The following is an 18660-nucleotide window of genomic DNA, read 5'->3' on the forward strand; positions in this document are numbered from 1 at the left end:
AAGCTCCTTCAGATCCTGTGCGGTCTCGGGTGAAACCGGCGTCAGCCGTTCGGCAGGAACGACTTGCGGATGACCCGCCCATCGCTCTCGCAGAGGATGGTGGTGCCGCGCTGGTTGCGGATCTGGTTGTTGGTGCGCTTGATCATGCCGTGGCGCTTGCCCGCCTGGGCGGCGATGACTTTTCCAGTACCCGTCAGGCGGAAGCGCTTTTTCGCTCCCGACTTGGTCTTCATCTTGGGCATTTTGGCTCTCCGTGGCATGGGTCCGCGGCGCCCTTGGGGGGCGGTGGACGCTCAGCCTCTTGTTGCTGTTGAGCGATAGAGCAGGCGCGGCAGCCCTTTTTCGCCGGCCGGCTCGAAGGCGGCAGTCGTTACAGGAGCGGGGCGGGAATGGCAAGAGGCGGCGCGAAAGCCAGCGCGCTCGGGTCGCGATCAGACATGAAAAAGGCCGCCGCGGGAAGCGGCGGCCTTTGGCCGGTCAAAGATGACCCTGGTGCCTCAGGGGCAGGGATGCCTCAGCCCGTCGTAGCCAAGGTATGTGCCCGAGCGCGGGTCATAGGACTGAAAGCGCTGCATGCAGTACGAAACGGCGTCGTTGCCCCCCGAATTTGCGGCGGCTGCACCGGCGGCCGCGCCAAGGGCGAGACCCGCGATGCCGGCCGCGATCCAGGCGCCATTGTTGTTGTTACGGTAGTACCAGCCGCCGTTGCGCCAATAGGGACGGCCCCAGCGCGCATGATAGCGCGGCGCGCCAGGACGGACCCCCGGACGGCCCCAGCCCGGCCCGCGTCGCGGACCATGGCGGTACTGCACCTCGTCGGCGCCCTGCGCCGCGGATGCCATGGGCGCGACACCGGCTCGCAGTCCCTGGGCGGAGGCTGCGGGCGCGAAGGTGAAGCTCGTGGCGATCAGGGCCGCGGTGGTAGCTGCGATGGTGGTGCGCTTGAAGATCGTTCCGTTGGTATTCGGCATGCCGTACTCCTTTTTACGTTACGACAACGCCGTGGCGGGGATAGGGGTCACAGGCTCTCACGCAGCCGTGACCTCCGCTGCGCCGGCGCCCGCTCGCCGCTGCCAGATCGCCGCTTTGTGGCCGCAAGTGACGCTGGGTCCGTGAAAGATTCGACACAAATGTCCTAGACGATAGAAGGCCTTGAGGGAGTAGACATCATGTTCGGCACAAGAAGGGTGGCACTGTTTGCGGCGGCGGCCGTGGCGGGCGGCCTGCTTACGCTTGGAACCCCGGCCGCCAACGCCCAGGCTCTGCGTCTCGGCCTCTCCAACCCCGGCCTCGCCAAGGCGGCGGCGGTCGATACCGTGGCCTATCGCGGCGGCTTTCGTGGCGGCGGCGTGCGCATGGGCGGCGCCCGTATGGGCGGACCGCGCATGATGGGTCCGCGGGTCGGCGGCGCGCGTTTCGTCGGCGCTCGTGCGATGGGACCGCGCTATGTGGGTCCCCGCGCGATTGGTCCCCGCGCAATCGGTCCCCGCGCGGTGGGTCCGCGCTATGCGGCAGCCGGCTTCCGTCCGGGACCCGGGCGTCCGGGTTGGGGTCCGGGCCGTCCCGGTTGGGGCCCGGGTCGTCCCGGCTGGGGGCCCGGTGGTCCCGGCTGGGGACGTCCCGGCTGGCGTCCGCCGCCGGGTGCGTGGGGTCCGGGCCCGTGGCGTCCGGGTTGGGGTTGGTATCGTCCCGGCTGGGGCTGGGGCTATTACAATAACACCGGTGCTTGGGTCGCCCTGGGCGTCGCCAGCGCGGTGGCGGTGGGCGCAGTCGCCGCGGCCAACGCGGCCCCGGTCTATGACGATGCGGTTGCGTACTGCATACAGCGTTTCCGCTCGTACAACATCAATACGGGCACCTACACCGGCTATGACGGGCTGCAGCACGCCTGCCCGTGACCTGGCAGCGCGGGGCGGGGTCGGTTCCACCGGCCCTGCACCTCGGGAAGCGGTCTGAAAGAGAAAAGCCCGGCGCATGCGCCGGGCTTTTTCATTTGGCAGGCGAAACGAAGCGGGCTCAGCGCGGGGCGAGGATCATGATCATCTGGCGGCCCTCGAGCATGGGCTCGGCCTCGACCTTGGCGATGGTCGCGACGTCTTCCTTGAGCTTCTGGAGCAGTTTGAAGCCGATGTCCTGGTGCGCCATCTCGCGGCCGCGGAAGCGCAGGGTGACCTTCACCTTGTCGCCTTCCTCGAAGAAGCGCTGCATGGCGCGCATCTTCACTTCGTAATCGTGGATGTCGATGCCGGGCCGGAGCTTGATCTCCTTGACCTCCACCACCTTCTGCTTCTTGCGGGCCTCGCTCGCCTTCTTCTGGTTCTGGTATTTGAAGCGGCCGTAATCGAGGATCTTGCAGACCGGGGGCGCGGAATTGGGCGCGATCTCCACGAGATCGAGGCCGGCCTCCTGCGCGAGGGCGAGAGCGTCGCGAATGGCCACCACGCCGCGGTTCTGGCCATCCTGGTCGATCAGCTGGACTTCGCGGATGCGGATTTCCTCATTGACGCGCGGTCCATCCTTCTCCGGCGCGACGGGTCTCATGGGGCGGCGAATGGCTTCAGCTCCTTGGCAATTAACACATGCCCCGACAGGGCGAACGGGCCGCGGCGCCGGTCCTCGCCGTCGTCATCGCGAACCCGCCTCTCAGGGTAGGCTGGAAAGATCGTGATAAACGGCCGCAAAGTCAATGACCCATGCGGCTTTCCGTGGTCTCGCCCAGGCCACGGGAGAGGTCGGGGCGCAGGGAGCGTGACCGGTCTCCGACGTTGCGGCGTGCCTGGCGCCCGACTGACGGAAGGCTTGGCGGCGGGCCACAGTTCAGCCGCCTTCCTTGCGCATGCCTGAACACAACCTGATCCGCCGGCACGGGACAGTCCCATCTATGGCGCCTTCCTCGACGACCGCCCGCTCCACTTTCTTCTGCATCTCCGCCGCGCTCGCGGCCCTCGCGTTGCCCGCCCTCGGGGGCGCCGCGCGCGCCGACGGAAAGCTCAACGCCCGCTATACCCTGACCGTGGGCGGGGTGGAGCTCGGCCGCGGCTCCATCACGGTAGAGGCGGGCGATCAGGCCTATGAGATCTCGGGGTCCGCCCGCGTCACCGGCGTGCTCCGGGCGGTGTCGTCCGGCAAGGGCGTTGCCGCCGCGCGCGGGGCGCTCGCCAACGGGCGCATGGTGCCGCGCATCTACGCCATGAACGCCGAAGCCGACGGAAAGGCGGAGACCGCACGCCTCGCAATGACCGGCGGCGCGCTCAAGGAAATGAACGTGGAGCCGCCGCTCAAGCCGGCCCCCGACCGGGTGCCCATCGAGGCCTCCGTCCTGCAGAACATCATGGACCCCATGAGCGGCGCCTTCGTCTATGTCCCGGGCACCGCCGATCTGCTCTCCGCCGCGGCGTGCAGCCGACCCATTCCCGTGTTCGACGGCCGCCAGCGCTACGACCTTTCGCTCTCCTATCTGCGCACCGAGAAGGTGAAGGCAGAGGGCTACGCCGGCCCGGCGGTGGTGTGCGGCGTACGCTATGCCCCGGTGGCGGGCCACCGGCCTAGCCGCTACACCGTCAAATATATGATGGAAAACAAGGACATCTACGTGTGGCTTGTGCCCATCGCCGGAACCCGCCTGATGGCGCCGTTCCGCGTCTCCGTGGCCACCATGATCGGCACTGCCATCCTGGAGGCTTCCGCCTTCGAGACAGAGGCGAAGGCCGGCACCGTCCCGGTGAGCGCGCCGCGTCCTTGAGCCACGGGCGCGGCATCGCGAATCCGCTCTCCGCAGGCCGCCGGCCCCATATCTCGTAGGGGGAGAAGCGCGAACGCAGCCGTCGATGCGATTCGGTCGTGATTCGTTCGAGCCCTGTTCCGCACGCGCCATAAGCGTGTCCGCAGGGGGACGCCGGCCCGCCGGGATGATGCCTGCGACGTGAGCCTTGCCATGCCGCCGCGCGTTGACACTCCCCATCGGGCAGGTGTTCCCTGAGGGGGCGTGAGCGGTTCACGCCCGAGGACATCATGGCGAAACACGGCAAGGGTGCGCAGAAGGTTCCGACGACGGCCCCGCGGGGTGTGACATCGCTGATCGAAGCCAAGGCCTGGATGGCCAGCCGCGGCATCACCGAGATCGAGTGCACCGTGCCGGACCTCGCCGGCGTCGCCCGCGGCAAGATCATGCCGGCGTCGAAATTCTTCTCCTCCCCGGTGATGAACTTGCCGCTTTCGGTGTTCTTCCAGACCATCTCCGGCGAATACCCCGACTATGAGGGGCTGGTGGATTCGGTGGTCGCCGACAGCGATCTGGTGCTGGAGCCGGACCTTGCCACCCTGTGCTCTGTGCCGTGGGCGCAGGATCCCACCGCCCAGGTCATCCACGATGCCTTCCACCGCGACGGCCGGCCGGTGGAGCTGGCGCCGCGTCAGGTGCTGCGCCACATCCTCTCGCTCTATGAGAAGAAGGGCTGGAAGCCGGTGGTGGCGCCGGAGATCGAATTCTATCTCGTCGAGCCCAACACCGATCCCGACTACCCCCTGAAGCCGCCGGTGGGCCGCTCCGGCCGGCCGGAGATCGGCCGCCAGTCCTATTCCATTCAGGCGGTGAACGAGTTCGATGCCCTGTTCGAGGACATCTACGATTATTCCGAGGCACAGGGCCTGGAGATCGACACGCTGATCCACGAGGACGGCGCGGCGCAGATGGAGATCAACCTGCGCCACGGCGATCCGCTGGTGCTGGCGGACCAGGTCTTTCTGTTCAAGCGCACCATCCGCGAGGCGGCGCTTGCGCACAAGATCTACGCCACCTTCATGGCCAAGCCCATCGCCAACGAGCCGGGCAGCGCCATGCACATCCACCAGTCGGTGATTTCCACCAAGACCGGGCGCAACCTGTTCTCCGACGAGGACGGCGATCCGACGCCTGAATTCTTCTCCTTCATCGCCGGCCACCAGAAATACCTGCCGTCGGTCATGTGCATCATGGCGCCCTACGTGAATTCGTACCGGCGCCTCACCCGCGATTCCATGGCGCCCATCAATCTGCAATGGGGCTACGACAACCGGACGGCCGGCCTGCGCGTGCCGCCCTCCACGCCCGAGGCGCGGCGGCTGGAAAACCGGGTGCCGTCCTCCGACGCCAACCCCTATCTCGTCATCGCCGCCTCGCTGGCGTGCGGCTATCTCGGCCTCACCGAGAACCTGCGGGCGACCGATCCTCTGGAAGGCGACGCCAAGGACCTCGACTTCGATCTGCCCCGCGGCCTTCTCGAGGCGGTGGCCGCCTTCCAGGACAACGAGGCACTGGCGGAAGTGCTGGGTCAGCGCTTCGTGGCCGCCTACGCGGCGGTGAAGCAGGCGGAATTCGAGACCTTCATGCGCGTCATCTCCCCGTGGGAGCGCGAATATCTTCTGCTGAACGTCTGAAGCTTCTCCGCGGACGGGCGCCAAGCCCGGCCGGCCAAGAACAACAAGAGGGAAGCGCCATGCACCGGGTCACCGCGCCGCTCAGTCCCGCCGGGCACGCCAGATCGTGGTACGCAGCGACCGCAGTGCCCTTTCCCGCCTTCCCGCCCCTGAAGGGCGAGTTGCGCGCCGACGTGTGCATCATCGGCGCCGGCTACACCGGCCTCTCCGCCGCCCTTCACCTTGCCGAGGCGGGGCTGAAGGTGGTGGTGCTGGAAGCCGCGCGGGTGGGGTCTGGCGCCTCGGGCCGCAACGGCGGACAGCTCCACACCGGGCAGAGGCGGGGCCAGGACTTCCTGGAAAAGGCGGTGGGGCGCGAGGATGCCCGCAAGCTCTGGGATCTGGCCGAGGAGGGCAAGGCGCTGGTGCGGGACCTCATCGCCCGCCATGGCATCGCCTGCGACCTGCGCGAGGGCCTCATCCTCGCCGACCACAAGGCGCGGTATGTCAAGGACAGCCACGACTATGCCCGCAGCCTCGCGCAGGACTACGGCTATGACGCGCTGACCCCCCTGTCGCGCGACGAGATCCGCGCTCTCGTCGGCTCGTCCGCTTATTACGGCGGCCTGCTGGATCGCGGCGCCGGCCACCTCCATCCGCTCAACTTCGCCCTCGGTCTCGGCGCAGCGGCGATCGCCGCCGGAGCGGAGATCCACGAGGGCACCCGCGCGGTTCGGGTGACGGAAGAGGGCGGCGTGACGGTGACCACGGACGGCGGCGGCACCGTGATCGCCGATTTCCTGCTTGAGTGCGGCAACGGCCTGATGGATGGGCTCGACCGGCGGGTGGACGCCCATGTCATGCCCATCTGCAACTATATCGCCGCCACCGAGCCTCTGGGCGAGCGGGCGCGCGAGATCATCGCCAATGACGCGGCGGTGGCGGATAGCCGCTTCGTCATCAATTATTTCCGTCTCAGCGCCGACGGGCGCCTGCTGTTCGGCGGCGGGGAGAGCTATCGGCGCGGGCTCAGGCCCGACGTGGCCGACTTCGTGCGGCCTTTCATGCTGCGGATCTTTCCCCAGCTGGGGGACGTGCGCATCGACTACGCCTGGGGCGGGGTGCTCGCCATCACCATGACGCGGCTGCCCTTCGTGCGGCGTCTCTCGGACCGGGTGCTGGTCTCCGCCGGCTACAGCGGGCAGGGGGTGGCCCTTGCGCCGCTGTTCGGCAAGATCCTCGCCGAGGCGGTCCAGGGCCAGCTTTCCCGCCTCAACGTGCTGTCGCGGCTGCCGGTGCCGCCGTTCCCCGGCGGCCCGCTCATGCGCTACCCGCTGCTGGTGGCCGGGCTCAGCTATTACGCCTTGCGCGACCGGCTCTGAGGGCGGGGCGCGCTCCCCTTTACTTCAGCCCGCCGAGCCGGCGGGCCTCCGCGAGGGCCTTGAGGCAGCCCGCCTCATCGCCGGCGGCCTGCAGATTGATGGCCTGGTTGAGCGCCCCCCATGCTCCGTCGTCAGTGGGCGTGAGGCCGGCGGCGGCGAGCGAGCCCGGGGTGGGCTGGCGGTCGGTCTGCGCCGCGACGGACTGCTCCTGCTCCGGCGGCTTCTTGGGGTGCGGCAGGCGTTCCTTGAGGGCGGTCTGCACCGGCACGATCTGCTCCAGGCAGCTCTGGGCGCTCGCGGGCGAGGCGAGCGCCAGAAGGGCCAGCGCCGGGACAAGCGCGCCGGCAAAACGCGCACCGGAAGAACGCGCACCGGAAGAACGGAAAGCAGGGACGTCAGCCATTCTCGACCTCGATGGCAATCGGCGTTCCGCCGCCCTTCCGCCGCCGCGGCAGGGCTGGAACGGGCCGATCATACCGATGCCGCGCCGTCGGTGGAATGGTGCGGCAAGCCGAAACGGCCCCCGTCCCGAAGCGCGGCCGGCGCACTCCGCCGGCCGCGTCCCGCATCAATGGCTGCCACCGGCCGCCCGCCGGCGGCGGGCGAACATGTTGAGCGCCTCGATGGCGGTGGAGAAGCCCATGGCGGCGTAGACATAGCCCTTGGGCACGTGCGCGCCGAAGCCTTCGGCGATGAGCGTCATGCCGATCATGATGAGGAAGCCCAGCGCCAGCATCACCACGGTCGGGTTCGCCTCGATGAACTTCGCCAGGGGATCGGCGGCCAGCAGCATGCAGGTGACCGCGGCGATGACGGCGATGATCATGATCGGGATGTGATCGGTCATGCCCACGGCGGTGATGATGCTGTCGATGGAGAAGACCAGGTCCAGTATCAGGATCTGCACGATGGCCGCGGTGAAGCCGATGGTGACGCGGCTCTCCTTCATGTCTTCGGCGTGGGTGCGTGGATCCACGTTGTGGTGGATCTCGGTCGTCGCCTTCCACACCAGGAACAGGCCGCCCGCGATGAGGATGAGGTCGCGCCACGAGAAGGGCTGGCCGAGGACCTCGAAGATGGGCGTGGTCAGCTTGACGATGATCGCGATGGTGCCGAGCAGGGCGAGGCGCATGATGAGCGCGAGGCCGATGCCGATGCGCCGGGCGCGCGAGCGGAACTGCTCGGGCAGCTTGTTGGTCAGGATGGAGATGAAGATCAGGTTGTCGATGCCGAGAACGACTTCCATGGCCACCAGCGTCACCAGGGCCACCCAGGCGGCGGGGTCGGCAGCGAGTTGCAGGAGGTAGTCCATTGATCGGGCGCCTTCAGGAAGAGGTTAGGGGTTCGGATTTGGGTGAGGAATTTCCGGCTTTGGCGGCCGGGCCGCCGGCTGGCGGCGCGATCACGCGGATCGCGCCGGGGCGGACGCGGAACACCGCCGGCGTATAGGTGACGAGCTCGCCGTCGGTGTTGACCGGACGGGGGCGGGTGGTTCGGACATGGACCTCGGTGGTGCGGAACGCGCGCACGTCGTCCCACTGGCCCTGGGTGCCGGCCCGCAGCGAGGGCAGGAGCGCCAGCAGCCGCCACCAGTGATCCACTTCCAGGCTGTAGAAATCGAGCCGCCCATCCTCGGCAGTGGCGCTTGCCTCCACCGTCATGCCGCCGCCGTAGTGACGGCCGTTGCCCACCGACACCTGCAGGGTCTTCACCTTCTCCACCGTCCCGTCATGCTCGATGAAGGCGGTGAACAGGCGGGACTGCATGAGGAGGCGCGCGGCGACGATGCCGTAGCCAAGGACGCCAAACCGGCGCTTGGCGTCCTGCGTCAACTCGCGGGCGAGATCGGCGGAAAAGCCCACGCTGGACACGTTGAGGAACGGATGCCCGTTGACGTCGCCGAGGTCGATGGGCCTCGGCGACCCGTCGAGGATCAGCCGCGCGGCAGCCGAGAGATCGGTCGGAATGGAAAGGGTGCGGGCGAAATCGTTCGCCGTGCCCAGCGGCAGCACGCCGAGGGGCAGCTGGGTATCGAACAGGCCGGAGGCCGCGGCATTCAGCGTGCCGTCGCCGCCGCCGATGATGGCGAGGTCCACCGTGTGGGCCTCGTCGCGGAGCAACTGAGACAGCTCGCCGGAGGGCGGCAGCGGGCGTTCGATGAGGTCGAGCCCGGTGGCCAGCAGGTCGCGGACGACGTCGAGCGAAGCCGTGCCCTGGCGGGCGCGCGGATTGACCATCAGCAGCGCGCGCCGCCGGTGCGGGGGGCGGGAAGGGGGCATGGGGGGATCGGTCGTCAATGGCAATGTTGAACCATGGGGCCTGTGGAACGCGTGCTCAGATCACGCTTGATCCGACATCACGCATTGCTGCGCCAGAGGGGCCCGGACCGATGACGCTAAGGTAGGGAACCGCTTCGCCCTGCCAAGGCGACCGTGGCGGAATGTCGCAGTGGGGCCATGGCCGCAACCGGCGCGACGCCGTGAGGGCCATCGTCTTGTTCAGCGGAGAGGAGGAAAATGGCCCCTGGGCGTTGGAACCGAAGGAAGGGAGGAGAGCGGGGGCGTTGCTCTCCTCCCTCGGCCCGGTCAACGTTCAGGTTGCGGCTCTGTTCGTTGACCGAACGGTTTGGTTCGGTGATCATTGACATAGCCCACAGCCCCGGTCATTGCAAGGGCGAACTGAACGGTTCGGTCAGATCTTATCCGGGACGCTTGGCGCGCCACGTGGCGTTGTGGTGGTGTGCAGCGCGGAAAGGGTTCTTCGGACGTTGGAGGAATGGCGCCGCCGCCCGCGTTTTCCAGAGGCCGGACAAGGAGAGAGCCGCAGGATGACGGACGTGGAAGAAGAAACCGACCTGAAGGTCGCCCCCGCCGAACTGCGCGAGACCGGCCACGGCGCCGGCCAGGACCCCGACAAGCGCAACCAGATCCTCGCAGGGGCGCGGCAGGTGTTCTTCGAGCGCGGCTTCGACGCGGCCAGCATGGGTGACATCGCCCGTTCCGCGGGCGTCTCCAAGGGCACGCTCTACGTTTATTTCGAGAACAAGGAAGATCTCTTCGCCGAGCTGCTGTCCAGCGAGTGCAACGAGACCGCAGAGCGCATCTTCGTGCTCGACGCCGAGGAGGAGGACGTGGCGACCGCCCTCACCAAGCTCGGCCATTCTTTCATCGGCGCGGTCCTGCGGCCCAGCAGCATCGCCTTGCTGCGCACGGTCATCGCCATCTCGGGCAAATTCCCCGAAATCGGCCGCCGCTTTTTCGAGGCGGGGCCGTGCGAGGGCATCAGCCGGCTTTCGGTTTTCCTGCGGGCCAAGGTGGACCAGGGGCTCCTGGAGATCGAGGACGTGGAGCAGGCGGCGAGCCAGTTCCTGACCCTGTGCAAGGACGGCGTCACCATCCCGGTTCTCGTCGGCGAGGAACTCGACCCGGCGACGGTGGAAAAGTCCGTGCGCGGCGCAGTCCACGTCTTCCTGCGCGCCTATGGAAAGGCCCGCTGCCCGTCGGCAGGCTAGGCGGCGCCGGGCACCGGCACAGTGAGCCGTCCCTCGGCATCGAACGGGAAGAAGGGGTTGTGGGCGACCTCCCACATGTGCCCATCGGGGTCGGCGAAATAGCCGCTGGTGCCACCCCAGAACACCTTCTGCGCGGGCTTCACCTCCTGCCCTCCGGCGTCGACGGCGCGGGCGATCAAAGCCGCCACTTCCCCTTCGGCCGCAACGTTGCAGGCCAGCGCGAGGCCGGAAAAGGTCTGGCGGGCGTCGTCGGGAAGCGTCGCGTCCTCCGCGAGCAGATGGCGCGGATAGAGGCTCAGCAGCACGTGCCCGCACTGGAAGAAGGCGACGGTCTCCGAGCTCACCGCGCGCCGCTGGAGCCCCATCGCTTCGTAGAAGGCCGACGCGCGGGCGAGATCGGCGACGCCGAGCGTGACGAGATGGAGCCGCAGATCAGGCGCCCCGATCGGATGCACGGCGTCGGGTGTGCTGAGGTCCTGCACGGGCTCGGTCCCTGATGGTGTTCAATCGAACAAATTGAGCTGCTCACCCGCCGGCTTCGGCCGGCGGAAATGGGCGGTGGTGAGCTTCAGCCCGCGGCCAGCGAGGCCCAGCCGGCGCGCGGCGATCTCGAAGCGTCGCCCCACCGTCCAGGCATAGGGCCCTTCCCCGCGCTGGCGCTTGCCGAAGGTGGAATCATAATCCTTCCCGCCGTGCATCTGGCGGACCAGGCTCTGCACGTGCCGCGCCTTGTCCGGGAAATTGGTCACCAGCCATTCCTGAAACAGGTCGGCGATCTCCAGCGGCAGGCGCAGCATCACATAGCCGGCCTCGCTCGCGCCTGCCGCCTTGGCGGCGTCGAGTATGCGCTCGATCTCCATGTCGTTGAGCGCGGGAATGAGCGGCGCGGTGAGCACCGCCGTGGGGATGCCGGCGTCGGCGAGGCTGCGGATGGTGGCGAGCCGCCGGTGCGGGCTCGCCGCCCGCGGCTCCATGGTGCGGGCGAGATGCGGATCGAGGGTGGTGATGGAAATGGCCACCTTCGCGAGTCCGCGCTTCGCCATGGGGCCGAGGATGTCGATGTCGCGCGCCACCAGCGCCGACTTGGTGACGATGCCCACCGGATGGCCGAAGTCGGCCAGCACCTCGAGTATGCGCCGCGTCACCTGATAGCGCCGCTCGATGGGCTGGTAGGGATCGGTATTGGTGCCCATGGCGATGACGCGGGGCTGATAGGAGGGGTGCGCCAGCTCCCGCGCCAGAAGCTCCGGCGCATCCGGCTTCACGAAAAGCTTGGTCTCGAAGTCCAGCCCGGCGGACAGGCCGTGGTAGGCATGGGTGGGCCGGGCAAAGCAATAAATGCAGCCGTGCTCGCAGCCCCGATAGGCGTTGATGGACCGATCGAAGGCGATGTCGGGGGACTGGTTGCGGGTGATGACGGTTCGGGCCCGCTCCTCCGTCACCTCGGTGCGGAAGGGCGGCAAATCGTCAAGGCTCTGCCAGCCGTCGTCGAACAGGATGCGGGCGGCGGGCTCGTAGCGTCCCGCGGCGTTGGACACCGCCCCCCGGCCGCGTCGGCGCTCGGTTTCCACGGCGCTACCGCTCTCGCCGTGCAGCTCCGCCGGCACGACCGGCACCGGAGCCGCTTTCTCCTGCGCGAGACGACCGAGAATGCGCTCGGATCGCGTGCGTCCACCCGTCCCGGCCGACTTCGCCACAGCCTTCTGGATGGCCCGGCGCGCGCCGTCGGGAGCTGCCTCGGCGGCATCCTTGCGAAGAGGTGCGGAATCGGGTGCGGGGCTCATGATGAAAGAGCTAGCATGCGAGACAGAACAAAACAAGAACTTCGGCTATCGAGGCAAGCCGAGAATGGCCATCCGCGGTACTGGCATATTGTACACCACAAGGCAGTTGCCAGACTTTCGCATCTCCGGTAAAGGCGATGAGAGACGTGAGCAGGGGGATAAGATGGCTGGACACGCCACGATCGAATACGCCACCGCCGACGGGAATGATTATCCCGAGCACGAGCGCACCTACGCTGCCTTCACGGCCCTTACCAAATGGGGCACGATCAGCGCGGCTGTGGTCCTCGTCCTCATGTGGATCTTCCTCCTCTGAGCCCTGACGGGTCGGAGTACCGGAGACATTTCAGATGAAAATCGCTGTTCCCGCCGAGACCGATCTCGGCGAGCCGCGGGTTGCTGCGACCCCGGACACGGTGAAGCGTCTCGTCGGGTTGGGGGCTGAGGTCGCGGTCGAGACCGGCGCGGGCCTCAAGTCCGGCATCCTCGATGCCGACTTCGTCGCCGCCGGCGCGTCCATCGCCCCCTCGGCGTCCGACGCGCTCTATGGCGCGGAAGTGGTATTCAAGGTGCGCCGGCCGACGGAAGCTGAACTTTCGTTGTACAAGCCCGGCGCTCTCGTGCTCGCCATCATGGACCCCTACGGCAACGATCAGGCGCTCGCCGATCTCGCCCGCTTCGGGGTGTCCGCCTTCGCCATGGAGCTGATGCCCCGCATCACCCGCGCGCAGGTGATGGACGTGCTGTCCTCCCAGGCGAACCTCGCCGGCTACCGCGCAGTGATCGACGCCGCGGCCGAGTTCAACCGCGCGCTGCCGCAGATGATGACCGCCGCCGGCACCGTGCCCGCCGCGCGTGTCTTCGTCATGGGAGCGGGCGTCGCCGGCCTCCAGGCCATCGCCACCGCCCGCCGCCTCGGCGCCATCGTGACCGCCACCGACGTGCGTCCCGCCGCCAAGGAGCAGGTCGCCTCGCTCGGCGCCAAGTTCGTCGCGGTCGAGGACGAGGAATTCAAGCAGGCCGAGACCGCAGCCGGCTACGCCAAGCCCATGTCGGCGGAGTATCAGGCCAAGCAGGCCGCGCTCGTCGCCGAGCATGTGAAGAAGCAGGACATCGTCATCACCACCGCCCTTATCCCGGGGCGGCCCGCGCCGCGCCTGATCTCGGCGGAGATGGTGGCCTCCATGAAGCCCGGCTCCGTGCTGGTCGACCTCGCGGTCGAGCGCGGCGGCAACGTCGCGGGCGCGGTGGCGGGCGAGGTGGTCGAGGTCAACGGGGTGAAGATCGTCGGCCATCTCAACGTGCCCGGCCGCATCGCCGCCTCGTCCTCGCCGCTCTACGCCAAGAACCTGTTCAACTTCTTCGAGACGATGGTGGACAAGGCGTCGAAGTCGCTCGCCGTGAAGTGGGACGACGAACTCGTCAAGGCCACCCTGCTGACCCGCGACGGCGCCGTCGTGCATCCGAACTTCGCACCCAAGAATCTCGCAGCGACCAGCGAGGGAGCGGCCTGATGAATCCCGCCACAGCACAGTCCGCGGCGGATGCCGCGATGCAAGCCCGCGCCGCTGCCGAGGTCGCCAGGGACGCGGCCATGGCCGCGCAGGCCTATGCCGACCAGGCCGCCGCCGCCCTCGGCGGGGTCGCCCACGCGGCCACCGGCGGGGCCATCGACCCCTTCGTGTTCCGCCTGTCCATCTTCGTGCTGGCGGTCTTCGTCGGCTATTACGTGGTGTGGTCGGTGACCCCGGCGCTGCACACCCCGCTCATGAGCGTCACCAACGCCATCTCCTCGGTGATCGTGGTGGGCGCGCTCCTCGCTGTGGGCGTCACCACGGTGGGCGATCCCGGACATGCCTGGTGGGCGCGGATCTTCGGGTTCATCGCCCTCGTCTTCGCCTCGGTGAACATCTTCGGCGGGTTCCTCGTGACCAGCCGGATGCTCGCCATGTATTCCAAGAAGAAGTGAGGCGGGGCACATGAACGCGAACCTCGCCGCCCTTCTCTACCTCGTCGCGGGCATCCTCTTCATCCTCGCCCTGCGCGGCCTCAGCCATCCCACCACGTCGCGGCAGGGCAACCTGTTCGGCATGGTCGGCATGGGCATCGCCGTCCTCACCACGCTGGCGCTTTCGCCGCCCGCGGATATCTTCGGCTGGGTGCTGGTTGTGGCCGGCATCGCCATCGGAGGCGGCATCGGTGCCGTGGTGGCGAAGCGGATCGCCATGACGGCGATGCCGCAGCTGGTCGCCGCCTTCCACTCGCTCGTCGGCCTCGCCGCCGTGCTGGTGGCGGCCGCCGCCCTCTACGCGCCGCGCGCCTTCGGCATCGGCGATCCGGGGCACCTGCACGTGTCCAGCCTCATCGAGATGTCGCTGGGCGTGGCGATCGGCGCCATCACCTTCACCGGCTCGATCATCGCCTTCGCCAAGCTCAACGGAAACATGAGCGGCAAGCCGATCATGCTGCCGGCCCGGCACCTCATCAATGCCGGTCTGGCCATCCTGCTGCTGGTGCTCATCATTGCCTTCGTCGTCACCGGCTCGATCCCGCTGTTCTGGATCATCACGGTGCTGTCGCTGGTGCTGGGTGGCCTGCTCATCATCCCCATCGGCGGCGCGGACATGCCCGTCGTGGTGTCGATGCTGAACTCCTACTCGGGCTGGGCGGCGGCCGGCATCGGCTTCACCCTGGGGAATACCGCGCTCATCATCACCGGCGCGCTGGTGGGCTCCTCGGGCGCCATCCTGTCCTACATCATGTGCAAGGGCATGAACCGCTCCTTCATCTCCGTCATCCTCGGCGGCTTCGGCGGCGACGCCGCGGCGTCCGGCGGCGGCGGTCAGGCGGAAGCCCGCCCGGTGAAGCAGGGCTCGGCGGACGACGCGGCCTACATCATGAAGAACGCTGAGAAGGTCATCATCGTGCCGGGGTACGGCATGGCGGTGGCCCAGGCGCAGCATGCCCTGCGCGAGATGGCGGACATGCTGAAGGAGGAAGGCGTCGAGGTGAAGTACGCCATCCACCCGGTGGCGGGCCGCATGCCGGGTCACATGAACGTGCTGCTGGCGGAAGCCCAGGTGCCCTACGACGAGGTGTTCGAGCTTGAGGACATCAACTCGGAGTTCGCTCAGGCGGACGTGGCCTTCGTCATCGGCGCCAACGACGTGACCAACCCGGCCGCCAAGACCGATCCGCAGTCGCCGATCTTCGGCATGCCGATCCTCGACGTGGAGAAGGCCAAGACCGTGCTCTTCATCAAGCGCGGCATGGCGGCGGGCTACGCTGGCGTGGAGAACGAGCTGTTCTTCAAGGACAACACCATGATGCTCTTCGGCGACGCCAAGAAGGTCACCGAAGAGGTGGTCAAGGCGCTCGGCCACTGAGCCTCACCACCGCCTCACCCAGCGGTTGACCTCGAGTTCACATGAGCCGCGTACCTTCGGGTCCGCGGCTCATGTCGTTTTTGGCGTTACGCAGGACGGGCAGGGTGCGCCCCGCAGGACCCGCCGTATCGCCAATCGCTTGACTGCCAACCTCTTCTTAATCAGAAGGCAGGTACGTTGACGCTCGGGATTCGAGCGCGCGTATTGGGATTGGGGCGCGATGACACGTTGGACCCACGGACTCGTCAACCGTCTCGTCCTGGCGTGCGATGTAGTGATGGCGGCGCTGGCGGCCATTTTCGCCCATTTGCGCTGGGATTTCCTCTCCTGGAGCCAGATCGCCATCCTTTGGGTGATCGGCATCTTCGCCTTCGTGCAGATCCTGCAGATCGGCCGCGGCTACCGCGTCGAGCATTATGTGCGGCCGGTGCGCCAGATCGGCCACATCGGCGTCGCCGTGGTCCCGGCGGGCGCGCTCGTCGCCATCTGCTATTACGCTTTGATCCCCATCGGCCAGACCAACCTGTGGGCGCTCCTCGGCTGGGGCTGCGTCACCGCTGTGGCGCTGATCTTCGGTCGCCTCGTGCTGGTGCGCCTTGGCATGTCGCTGGTGCAGACCCACGAGGTCCTGCACCGCAACGTGGTGCTCATCGGCGATCTCGGCCGGGCGCGTGACCTCGTGCGGCGCTATCGTGAGGAGGAGGGCGAGGACGGGCTCCTCACCTTCATCGCCCTGTTCGACGACACCCACGTGGACGGCGCGCCCCTGCCTCCCATGGGACCGGACGGCCTGCCGGTGCTGGGCGGCATGCGCGACCTGCTGGAATTCGTGAAGCACAATCCGGTGGACATCGTGGTGGTCTCCAAGAGCTGGAGTGACCCCAGCGCCATCAGCGCCATAGCCAACCAGATGTTCCAGATCGCGGCCGACGTGCTGGTGGAACTGGACCCCGACCGTTTCACCCTCAATTACGCCAGCCTGACCCGCATCGCCGACGAGCCGGCGCTCCAGGTGCAGCAGCAGCCGCTCAAGGGTTCGCTCGGCCTGCTGAAGGGTGTGGAGGATTATGTGGTGGCCGCCGTCGGCCTGCTCCTCACCGCGCCCGTGCTCATCGCGGCGGCCATCGCCATCAAGCTGGACTCGCCGGGGCCGATCCTCTTCCGCCAGCCGCGCGTGGGCCTGAACAACCGCGTATTCCAGTGCTACAAGCTGCGCACCATGAAGGTGGACCCTGCCGACGACGGCTCGGCTGGGACCACCAAGAACGATCCGCGCATCACCAAGGTGGGCGCCTTCCTGCGCCGCTCCTCCATCGACGAGCTGCCGCAGCTCTTCAACGTGCTGCGGGGCGAGATGAGCGTGGTGGGACCAAGGCCGCACGTGCCCAATATGAAGGTCGCCACCAACGTGCGCTACGAGGCCATCCGCCAATATGTGGCGCGCTACCGGATGAAGCCGGGCATCACCGGCTGGGCGCAGATCAACGGGATGCGGGGCGGCATCAACACCCTGGAGAAGGCCGAGCGCGGCGTCGAGCTCGACCTCTTCTATATCGAGCACTGGTCCATATGGTTCGACATCAGAATCATGCTGCTGACCATCACCAAGGGCATGGCCGGGCCGTCGGTCTTCTGATCGCCGTTCTCGTGCTCATCGCCGGGATGGCGGCGCGGCCGGCCGCGGCGGACGACGGCGGCCGCCCGTTCCTTGCCTATCTCGCCTCCTGGGCAGAGGTGCAGACCGACGATCCCGCACGCACCATGCTGGCGCGCCTGCCCGGCTACATCACCCATGTGGCCCTCGGCTTCGTGAAGCCGGACCTTGCCTACACCGGCAATCTCGACCTCTCCGGCACCGGCCTCGCCTTTCCCTATCCGGGCAGCGTGCTGAAGGGCGCCGTCGCCGAGCTGAAGCGCCGCCAGCCCCGGATCAAGGTGCTGCTGGCGGTGGGTGGATGGGGCTATTTCGGCTGGAACGACCGTGACTTCAAGGCGCTGGCGCAGCTCGTGCGCGATCTTGGGGCCGACGGTGTCGATCTCGACTACGAGACGCCCGATGCCGGCTGCGTGCGGAACGGTGGGCGCATCGCCTGCGCCGACGATGCGCGTTCCATTGCGGTGCTTGCCGATCTGCGGGCGGCGCTGCCCCGGCCGTTCGTGGTGAGCATTGCCGGCTGGAGCGTCGGCGCCTATGGCGAAGGCAGCTTCGCCAATGCCGAGCCGCGCTACGGCCCGTTCGTGGGGATGACGCGGGCCATGCTGCGCGCGCCGGCCGCCGAGGGCATCGACCTCGTCTCGATCATGTCCTACGACGCCGGTCCCGCCTTCAAGCCGGAGGAGGCGTTCCGCGCTTATCGCAGCCTGTGGCGTGGCCCGCTGGCGCTGGGCATCGCCGTCATGCCCTCCACCGCGGGCGATGCGCGCTACAGCGTGGAGCGCACGGTGAAGGTGCTGACCCCCGTCCTCTCGGACCCCAAGGGCGGGGCGATGCTCTACGGCATCGGCCTCGTACCGCCGGGACCGACGGGGCCGCAGAATCCCGATTACCGCGGCCTCTCGCTCGCCATCTGCGTCACACTCGGGCTTGCGGGGTGCGATGCCTCTATGCCGTGAGCCCGGCGGCGGGTGGCGGGTCGAGCGCCTCGACGAAGGCAAGCAGGTCGCCGCCTTCAAACAGGTGCCCGGCGATGCCCGCGGCGGCCGCGGCGGCCATGTCCGAGGGCTGGTCGCCGATGAGCAGGCTGCGGCGTGAATCCACCGGCCAGTGGGCCAGCAGATCGAGGATCATGCCCGGCGCCGGCTTGCGCCAGGGATGGGCCGCCCGGTAGGCCGCGACGGTGGCCTCGGGGTGGAACGGGCAATAGCGCCAGTCGTCCACCCGCGCGCCGTTCTGTGCCAGCTCCTGCGCCATGAAGCGGTGGAGAATCTCCACATCCGCCTCGCCATAGAAGCCGCGCGCGACACCCGACTGGTTGGTGACGACGAAGACGAGATAGCCAAGGTCGTTGAAGCGGCGCACCGCGGCCCGTGCGCCGGGGGTCCAGCGCAGGTCTTCGGGCCGGTGGGGATAGCCGGTGTCCAGGTTGAGCACGCCATCACGATCGAAGAAAACCGCCGGCCGGGCGGAAGGCCGCGCGCTCAAGTCCTATCTCCAGTCATTCCATCCCCTCGGAAGTGGCGCTTCGATACCATCGGTAAACGCG

20 protein-coding genes are annotated in these 18660 nt (G+C 67.9%); 11 read left to right on the forward strand and 9 right to left on the reverse strand.

Going from position 1 to position 18660, the window contains the following annotated elements; all coding sequences use genetic code 11:
- Window positions 1-41 precede the first annotated feature (41 nt).
- On the reverse strand, window positions 42-242 hold the full coding sequence (gene rpmI / locus ABLE93_RS11660; RefSeq protein WP_348839967.1) for a 50S ribosomal protein L35: 201 nt from the start codon (window positions 240-242) through the stop codon (window positions 42-44).
- Between the two features lie 255 nt (window positions 243-497).
- Window positions 498-971 carry a BA14K family protein gene (locus tag ABLE93_RS11665; RefSeq protein ID WP_348839968.1) on the reverse strand — a complete coding sequence of 158 codons (474 nt, stop codon included), beginning with the start codon at window positions 969-971 and terminating at the stop codon, window positions 498-500.
- A gap of 198 nt (window positions 972-1169) precedes the next feature.
- On the opposite strand from ABLE93_RS11665, the gene ABLE93_RS11670 reads away from it, so the two are divergent.
- Window positions 1170-1898, forward strand: a complete 729-nt coding sequence (locus tag ABLE93_RS11670; RefSeq protein WP_348839969.1) for a BA14K family protein — start codon at window positions 1170-1172, stop codon at window positions 1896-1898.
- Window positions 1899-2016: 118 nt separating this feature from the next.
- Here the strand turns inward: ABLE93_RS11670 and infC are convergent, their stop codons facing one another.
- The gene (infC, locus tag ABLE93_RS11675) at window positions 2017-2541 is read right to left on the reverse strand and encodes a translation initiation factor IF-3 (protein ID WP_348839970.1); all 525 of its coding nucleotides are present in this window, start codon (window positions 2539-2541) and stop codon (window positions 2017-2019) included.
- Window positions 2542-2881: 340 nt separating this feature from the next.
- Between infC and ABLE93_RS11680 the strand changes: the two genes are divergently transcribed.
- The 3 genes from ABLE93_RS11680 to ABLE93_RS11690 all read left to right on the forward strand — a co-directional run bounded on the left by ABLE93_RS11680 (window position 2882) and on the right by ABLE93_RS11690 (window position 6776).
- Window positions 2882-3742, forward strand: coding sequence for a DUF3108 domain-containing protein (locus ABLE93_RS11680; RefSeq protein ID WP_348839971.1), 861 nt, complete (start codon window positions 2882-2884; stop codon window positions 3740-3742).
- Window positions 3743-4011: 269 nt separating this feature from the next.
- Complete coding sequence (locus ABLE93_RS11685; protein ID WP_348839972.1) at window positions 4012-5415, forward strand: glutamine synthetase family protein; 1404 nt, start codon at window positions 4012-4014, stop codon at window positions 5413-5415.
- 59 nt (window positions 5416-5474) lie between these two features.
- Window positions 5475-6776, forward strand: a complete 1302-nt coding sequence (locus ABLE93_RS11690) for an NAD(P)/FAD-dependent oxidoreductase (RefSeq protein ID WP_348839973.1) — start codon at window positions 5475-5477, stop codon at window positions 6774-6776.
- Window positions 6777-6795: 19 nt separating this feature from the next.
- Here the strand turns inward: ABLE93_RS11690 and ABLE93_RS11695 are convergent, their stop codons facing one another.
- The 3 genes from ABLE93_RS11695 to ABLE93_RS11705 all read right to left on the reverse strand — a co-directional run bounded on the left by ABLE93_RS11695 (window position 6796) and on the right by ABLE93_RS11705 (window position 9055).
- On the reverse strand, window positions 6796-7179 hold the full coding sequence (locus ABLE93_RS11695) for a hypothetical protein (protein WP_348839974.1): 384 nt from the start codon (window positions 7177-7179) through the stop codon (window positions 6796-6798).
- 165 nt (window positions 7180-7344) lie between these two features.
- On the reverse strand, window positions 7345-8088 hold the full coding sequence (locus tag ABLE93_RS11700; RefSeq protein WP_348839975.1) for a TerC family protein: 744 nt from the start codon (window positions 8086-8088) through the stop codon (window positions 7345-7347).
- 13 nt (window positions 8089-8101) lie between these two features.
- A complete protein-coding gene (locus ABLE93_RS11705) occupies window positions 8102-9055 on the reverse strand; it encodes a lipid kinase (RefSeq protein ID WP_348839976.1) in 954 nt (317 codons plus the stop codon).
- Window positions 9056-9603: 548 nt separating this feature from the next.
- Between ABLE93_RS11705 and ABLE93_RS11710 the strand changes: the two genes are divergently transcribed.
- Window positions 9604-10287, forward strand: coding sequence for a TetR/AcrR family transcriptional regulator (locus tag ABLE93_RS11710; protein ID WP_348839977.1), 684 nt, complete (start codon window positions 9604-9606; stop codon window positions 10285-10287).
- Here the strand turns inward: ABLE93_RS11710 and ABLE93_RS11715 are convergent.
- Window positions 10284-10769, reverse strand: a complete 486-nt coding sequence (locus tag ABLE93_RS11715; RefSeq protein ID WP_348839978.1) for a VOC family protein — start codon at window positions 10767-10769, stop codon at window positions 10284-10286. The genes ABLE93_RS11710 and ABLE93_RS11715 overlap by 4 nt on opposite strands.
- 21 nt (window positions 10770-10790) lie before the next feature.
- The gene (locus ABLE93_RS11720; protein WP_348839979.1) at window positions 10791-12071 is read right to left on the reverse strand and encodes a PA0069 family radical SAM protein; all 1281 of its coding nucleotides are present in this window, start codon (window positions 12069-12071) and stop codon (window positions 10791-10793) included.
- 163 nt (window positions 12072-12234) lie between these two features.
- On the opposite strand from ABLE93_RS11720, the gene ABLE93_RS11725 reads away from it, so the two are divergent.
- The 6 genes from ABLE93_RS11725 to ABLE93_RS11750 all read left to right on the forward strand — a co-directional run bounded on the left by ABLE93_RS11725 (window position 12235) and on the right by ABLE93_RS11750 (window position 18070).
- Window positions 12235-12387, forward strand: coding sequence for an aa3-type cytochrome c oxidase subunit IV (locus tag ABLE93_RS11725; RefSeq protein ID WP_348839980.1), 153 nt, complete (start codon window positions 12235-12237; stop codon window positions 12385-12387).
- A gap of 34 nt (window positions 12388-12421) precedes the next feature.
- Window positions 12422-13585 (forward strand): Re/Si-specific NAD(P)(+) transhydrogenase subunit alpha, encoded by a 1164-nt coding sequence (locus ABLE93_RS11730; protein WP_348839981.1) that lies wholly within the window; start codon window positions 12422-12424, stop codon window positions 13583-13585.
- The gene (locus tag ABLE93_RS11735; protein WP_348839982.1) at window positions 13585-14040 is read left to right on the forward strand and encodes a proton-translocating transhydrogenase family protein; all 456 of its coding nucleotides are present in this window, start codon (window positions 13585-13587) and stop codon (window positions 14038-14040) included. The genes ABLE93_RS11730 and ABLE93_RS11735 overlap by 1 nt, the downstream gene beginning before the upstream one ends.
- A 10-nt stretch (window positions 14041-14050) precedes the next feature.
- A complete protein-coding gene (locus ABLE93_RS11740; RefSeq protein ID WP_348839983.1) occupies window positions 14051-15457 on the forward strand; it encodes an NAD(P)(+) transhydrogenase (Re/Si-specific) subunit beta in 1407 nt (468 codons plus the stop codon).
- Between the two features lie 220 nt (window positions 15458-15677).
- Window positions 15678-17093, forward strand: coding sequence for an exopolysaccharide biosynthesis polyprenyl glycosylphosphotransferase (locus ABLE93_RS11745; RefSeq protein ID WP_348839984.1), 1416 nt, complete (start codon window positions 15678-15680; stop codon window positions 17091-17093).
- An 11-nt stretch (window positions 17094-17104) separates the two neighbouring features.
- Window positions 17105-18070: a glycoside hydrolase family 18 protein gene (locus tag ABLE93_RS11750; RefSeq protein WP_348839985.1), complete on the forward strand. Its 966-nt coding sequence runs from the start codon at window positions 17105-17107 to the stop codon at window positions 18068-18070.
- On the opposite strand, the gene ABLE93_RS11755 is transcribed toward ABLE93_RS11750, so the two are convergent.
- Window positions 18060-18599, reverse strand: a complete 540-nt coding sequence (locus ABLE93_RS11755) for an HAD family hydrolase (protein WP_348839986.1) — start codon at window positions 18597-18599, stop codon at window positions 18060-18062. The genes ABLE93_RS11750 and ABLE93_RS11755 overlap by 11 nt on opposite strands.
- Window positions 18600-18660: the final 61 nt, after the last annotated feature.

This window comes from Xanthobacter pollutisoli (assembly GCF_040044995.1).
Lineage (GTDB): Bacteria > Pseudomonadota > Alphaproteobacteria > Rhizobiales > Xanthobacteraceae > Xanthobacter.

Bases quoted from the DNA above. Each gene is read 5' to 3' on its own strand.
- rpmI (WP_348839967.1), bottom strand. From the start codon at position 242: ATGCCCAAGATGAAGACCAAGTCGGGAGCGAAAAAGCGCTTCCGCCTG.
- ABLE93_RS11665 (WP_348839968.1), bottom strand. From the start codon at position 971: ATGCCGAATACCAACGGAACGATCTTCAAGCGCACCACCATCGCAGCT.
- ABLE93_RS11670 (WP_348839969.1), top strand. From the start codon at position 1,170: ATGTTCGGCACAAGAAGGGTGGCACTGTTTGCGGCGGCGGCCGTGGCG.
- infC (WP_348839970.1), bottom strand. From the start codon at position 2,541: ATGAGACCCGTCGCGCCGGAGAAGGATGGACCGCGCGTCAATGAGGAA.
- ABLE93_RS11680 (WP_348839971.1), top strand. From the start codon at position 2,882: ATGGCGCCTTCCTCGACGACCGCCCGCTCCACTTTCTTCTGCATCTCC.
- ABLE93_RS11685 (WP_348839972.1), top strand. From the start codon at position 4,012: ATGGCGAAACACGGCAAGGGTGCGCAGAAGGTTCCGACGACGGCCCCG.
- ABLE93_RS11690 (WP_348839973.1), top strand. From the start codon at position 5,475: ATGCACCGGGTCACCGCGCCGCTCAGTCCCGCCGGGCACGCCAGATCG.
- ABLE93_RS11695 (WP_348839974.1), bottom strand. From the start codon at position 7,179: ATGGCTGACGTCCCTGCTTTCCGTTCTTCCGGTGCGCGTTCTTCCGGT.
- ABLE93_RS11700 (WP_348839975.1), bottom strand. From the start codon at position 8,088: ATGGACTACCTCCTGCAACTCGCTGCCGACCCCGCCGCCTGGGTGGCC.
- ABLE93_RS11705 (WP_348839976.1), bottom strand. From the start codon at position 9,055: ATGCCCCCTTCCCGCCCCCCGCACCGGCGGCGCGCGCTGCTGATGGTC.
- ABLE93_RS11710 (WP_348839977.1), top strand. From the start codon at position 9,604: ATGACGGACGTGGAAGAAGAAACCGACCTGAAGGTCGCCCCCGCCGAA.
- ABLE93_RS11720 (WP_348839979.1), bottom strand. From the start codon at position 12,071: ATGAGCCCCGCACCCGATTCCGCACCTCTTCGCAAGGATGCCGCCGAG.
- ABLE93_RS11725 (WP_348839980.1), top strand. From the start codon at position 12,235: ATGGCTGGACACGCCACGATCGAATACGCCACCGCCGACGGGAATGAT.
- ABLE93_RS11730 (WP_348839981.1), top strand. From the start codon at position 12,422: ATGAAAATCGCTGTTCCCGCCGAGACCGATCTCGGCGAGCCGCGGGTT.
- ABLE93_RS11735 (WP_348839982.1), top strand. From the start codon at position 13,585: ATGAATCCCGCCACAGCACAGTCCGCGGCGGATGCCGCGATGCAAGCC.
- ABLE93_RS11740 (WP_348839983.1), top strand. From the start codon at position 14,051: ATGAACGCGAACCTCGCCGCCCTTCTCTACCTCGTCGCGGGCATCCTC.
- ABLE93_RS11745 (WP_348839984.1), top strand. From the start codon at position 15,678: ATGACACGTTGGACCCACGGACTCGTCAACCGTCTCGTCCTGGCGTGC.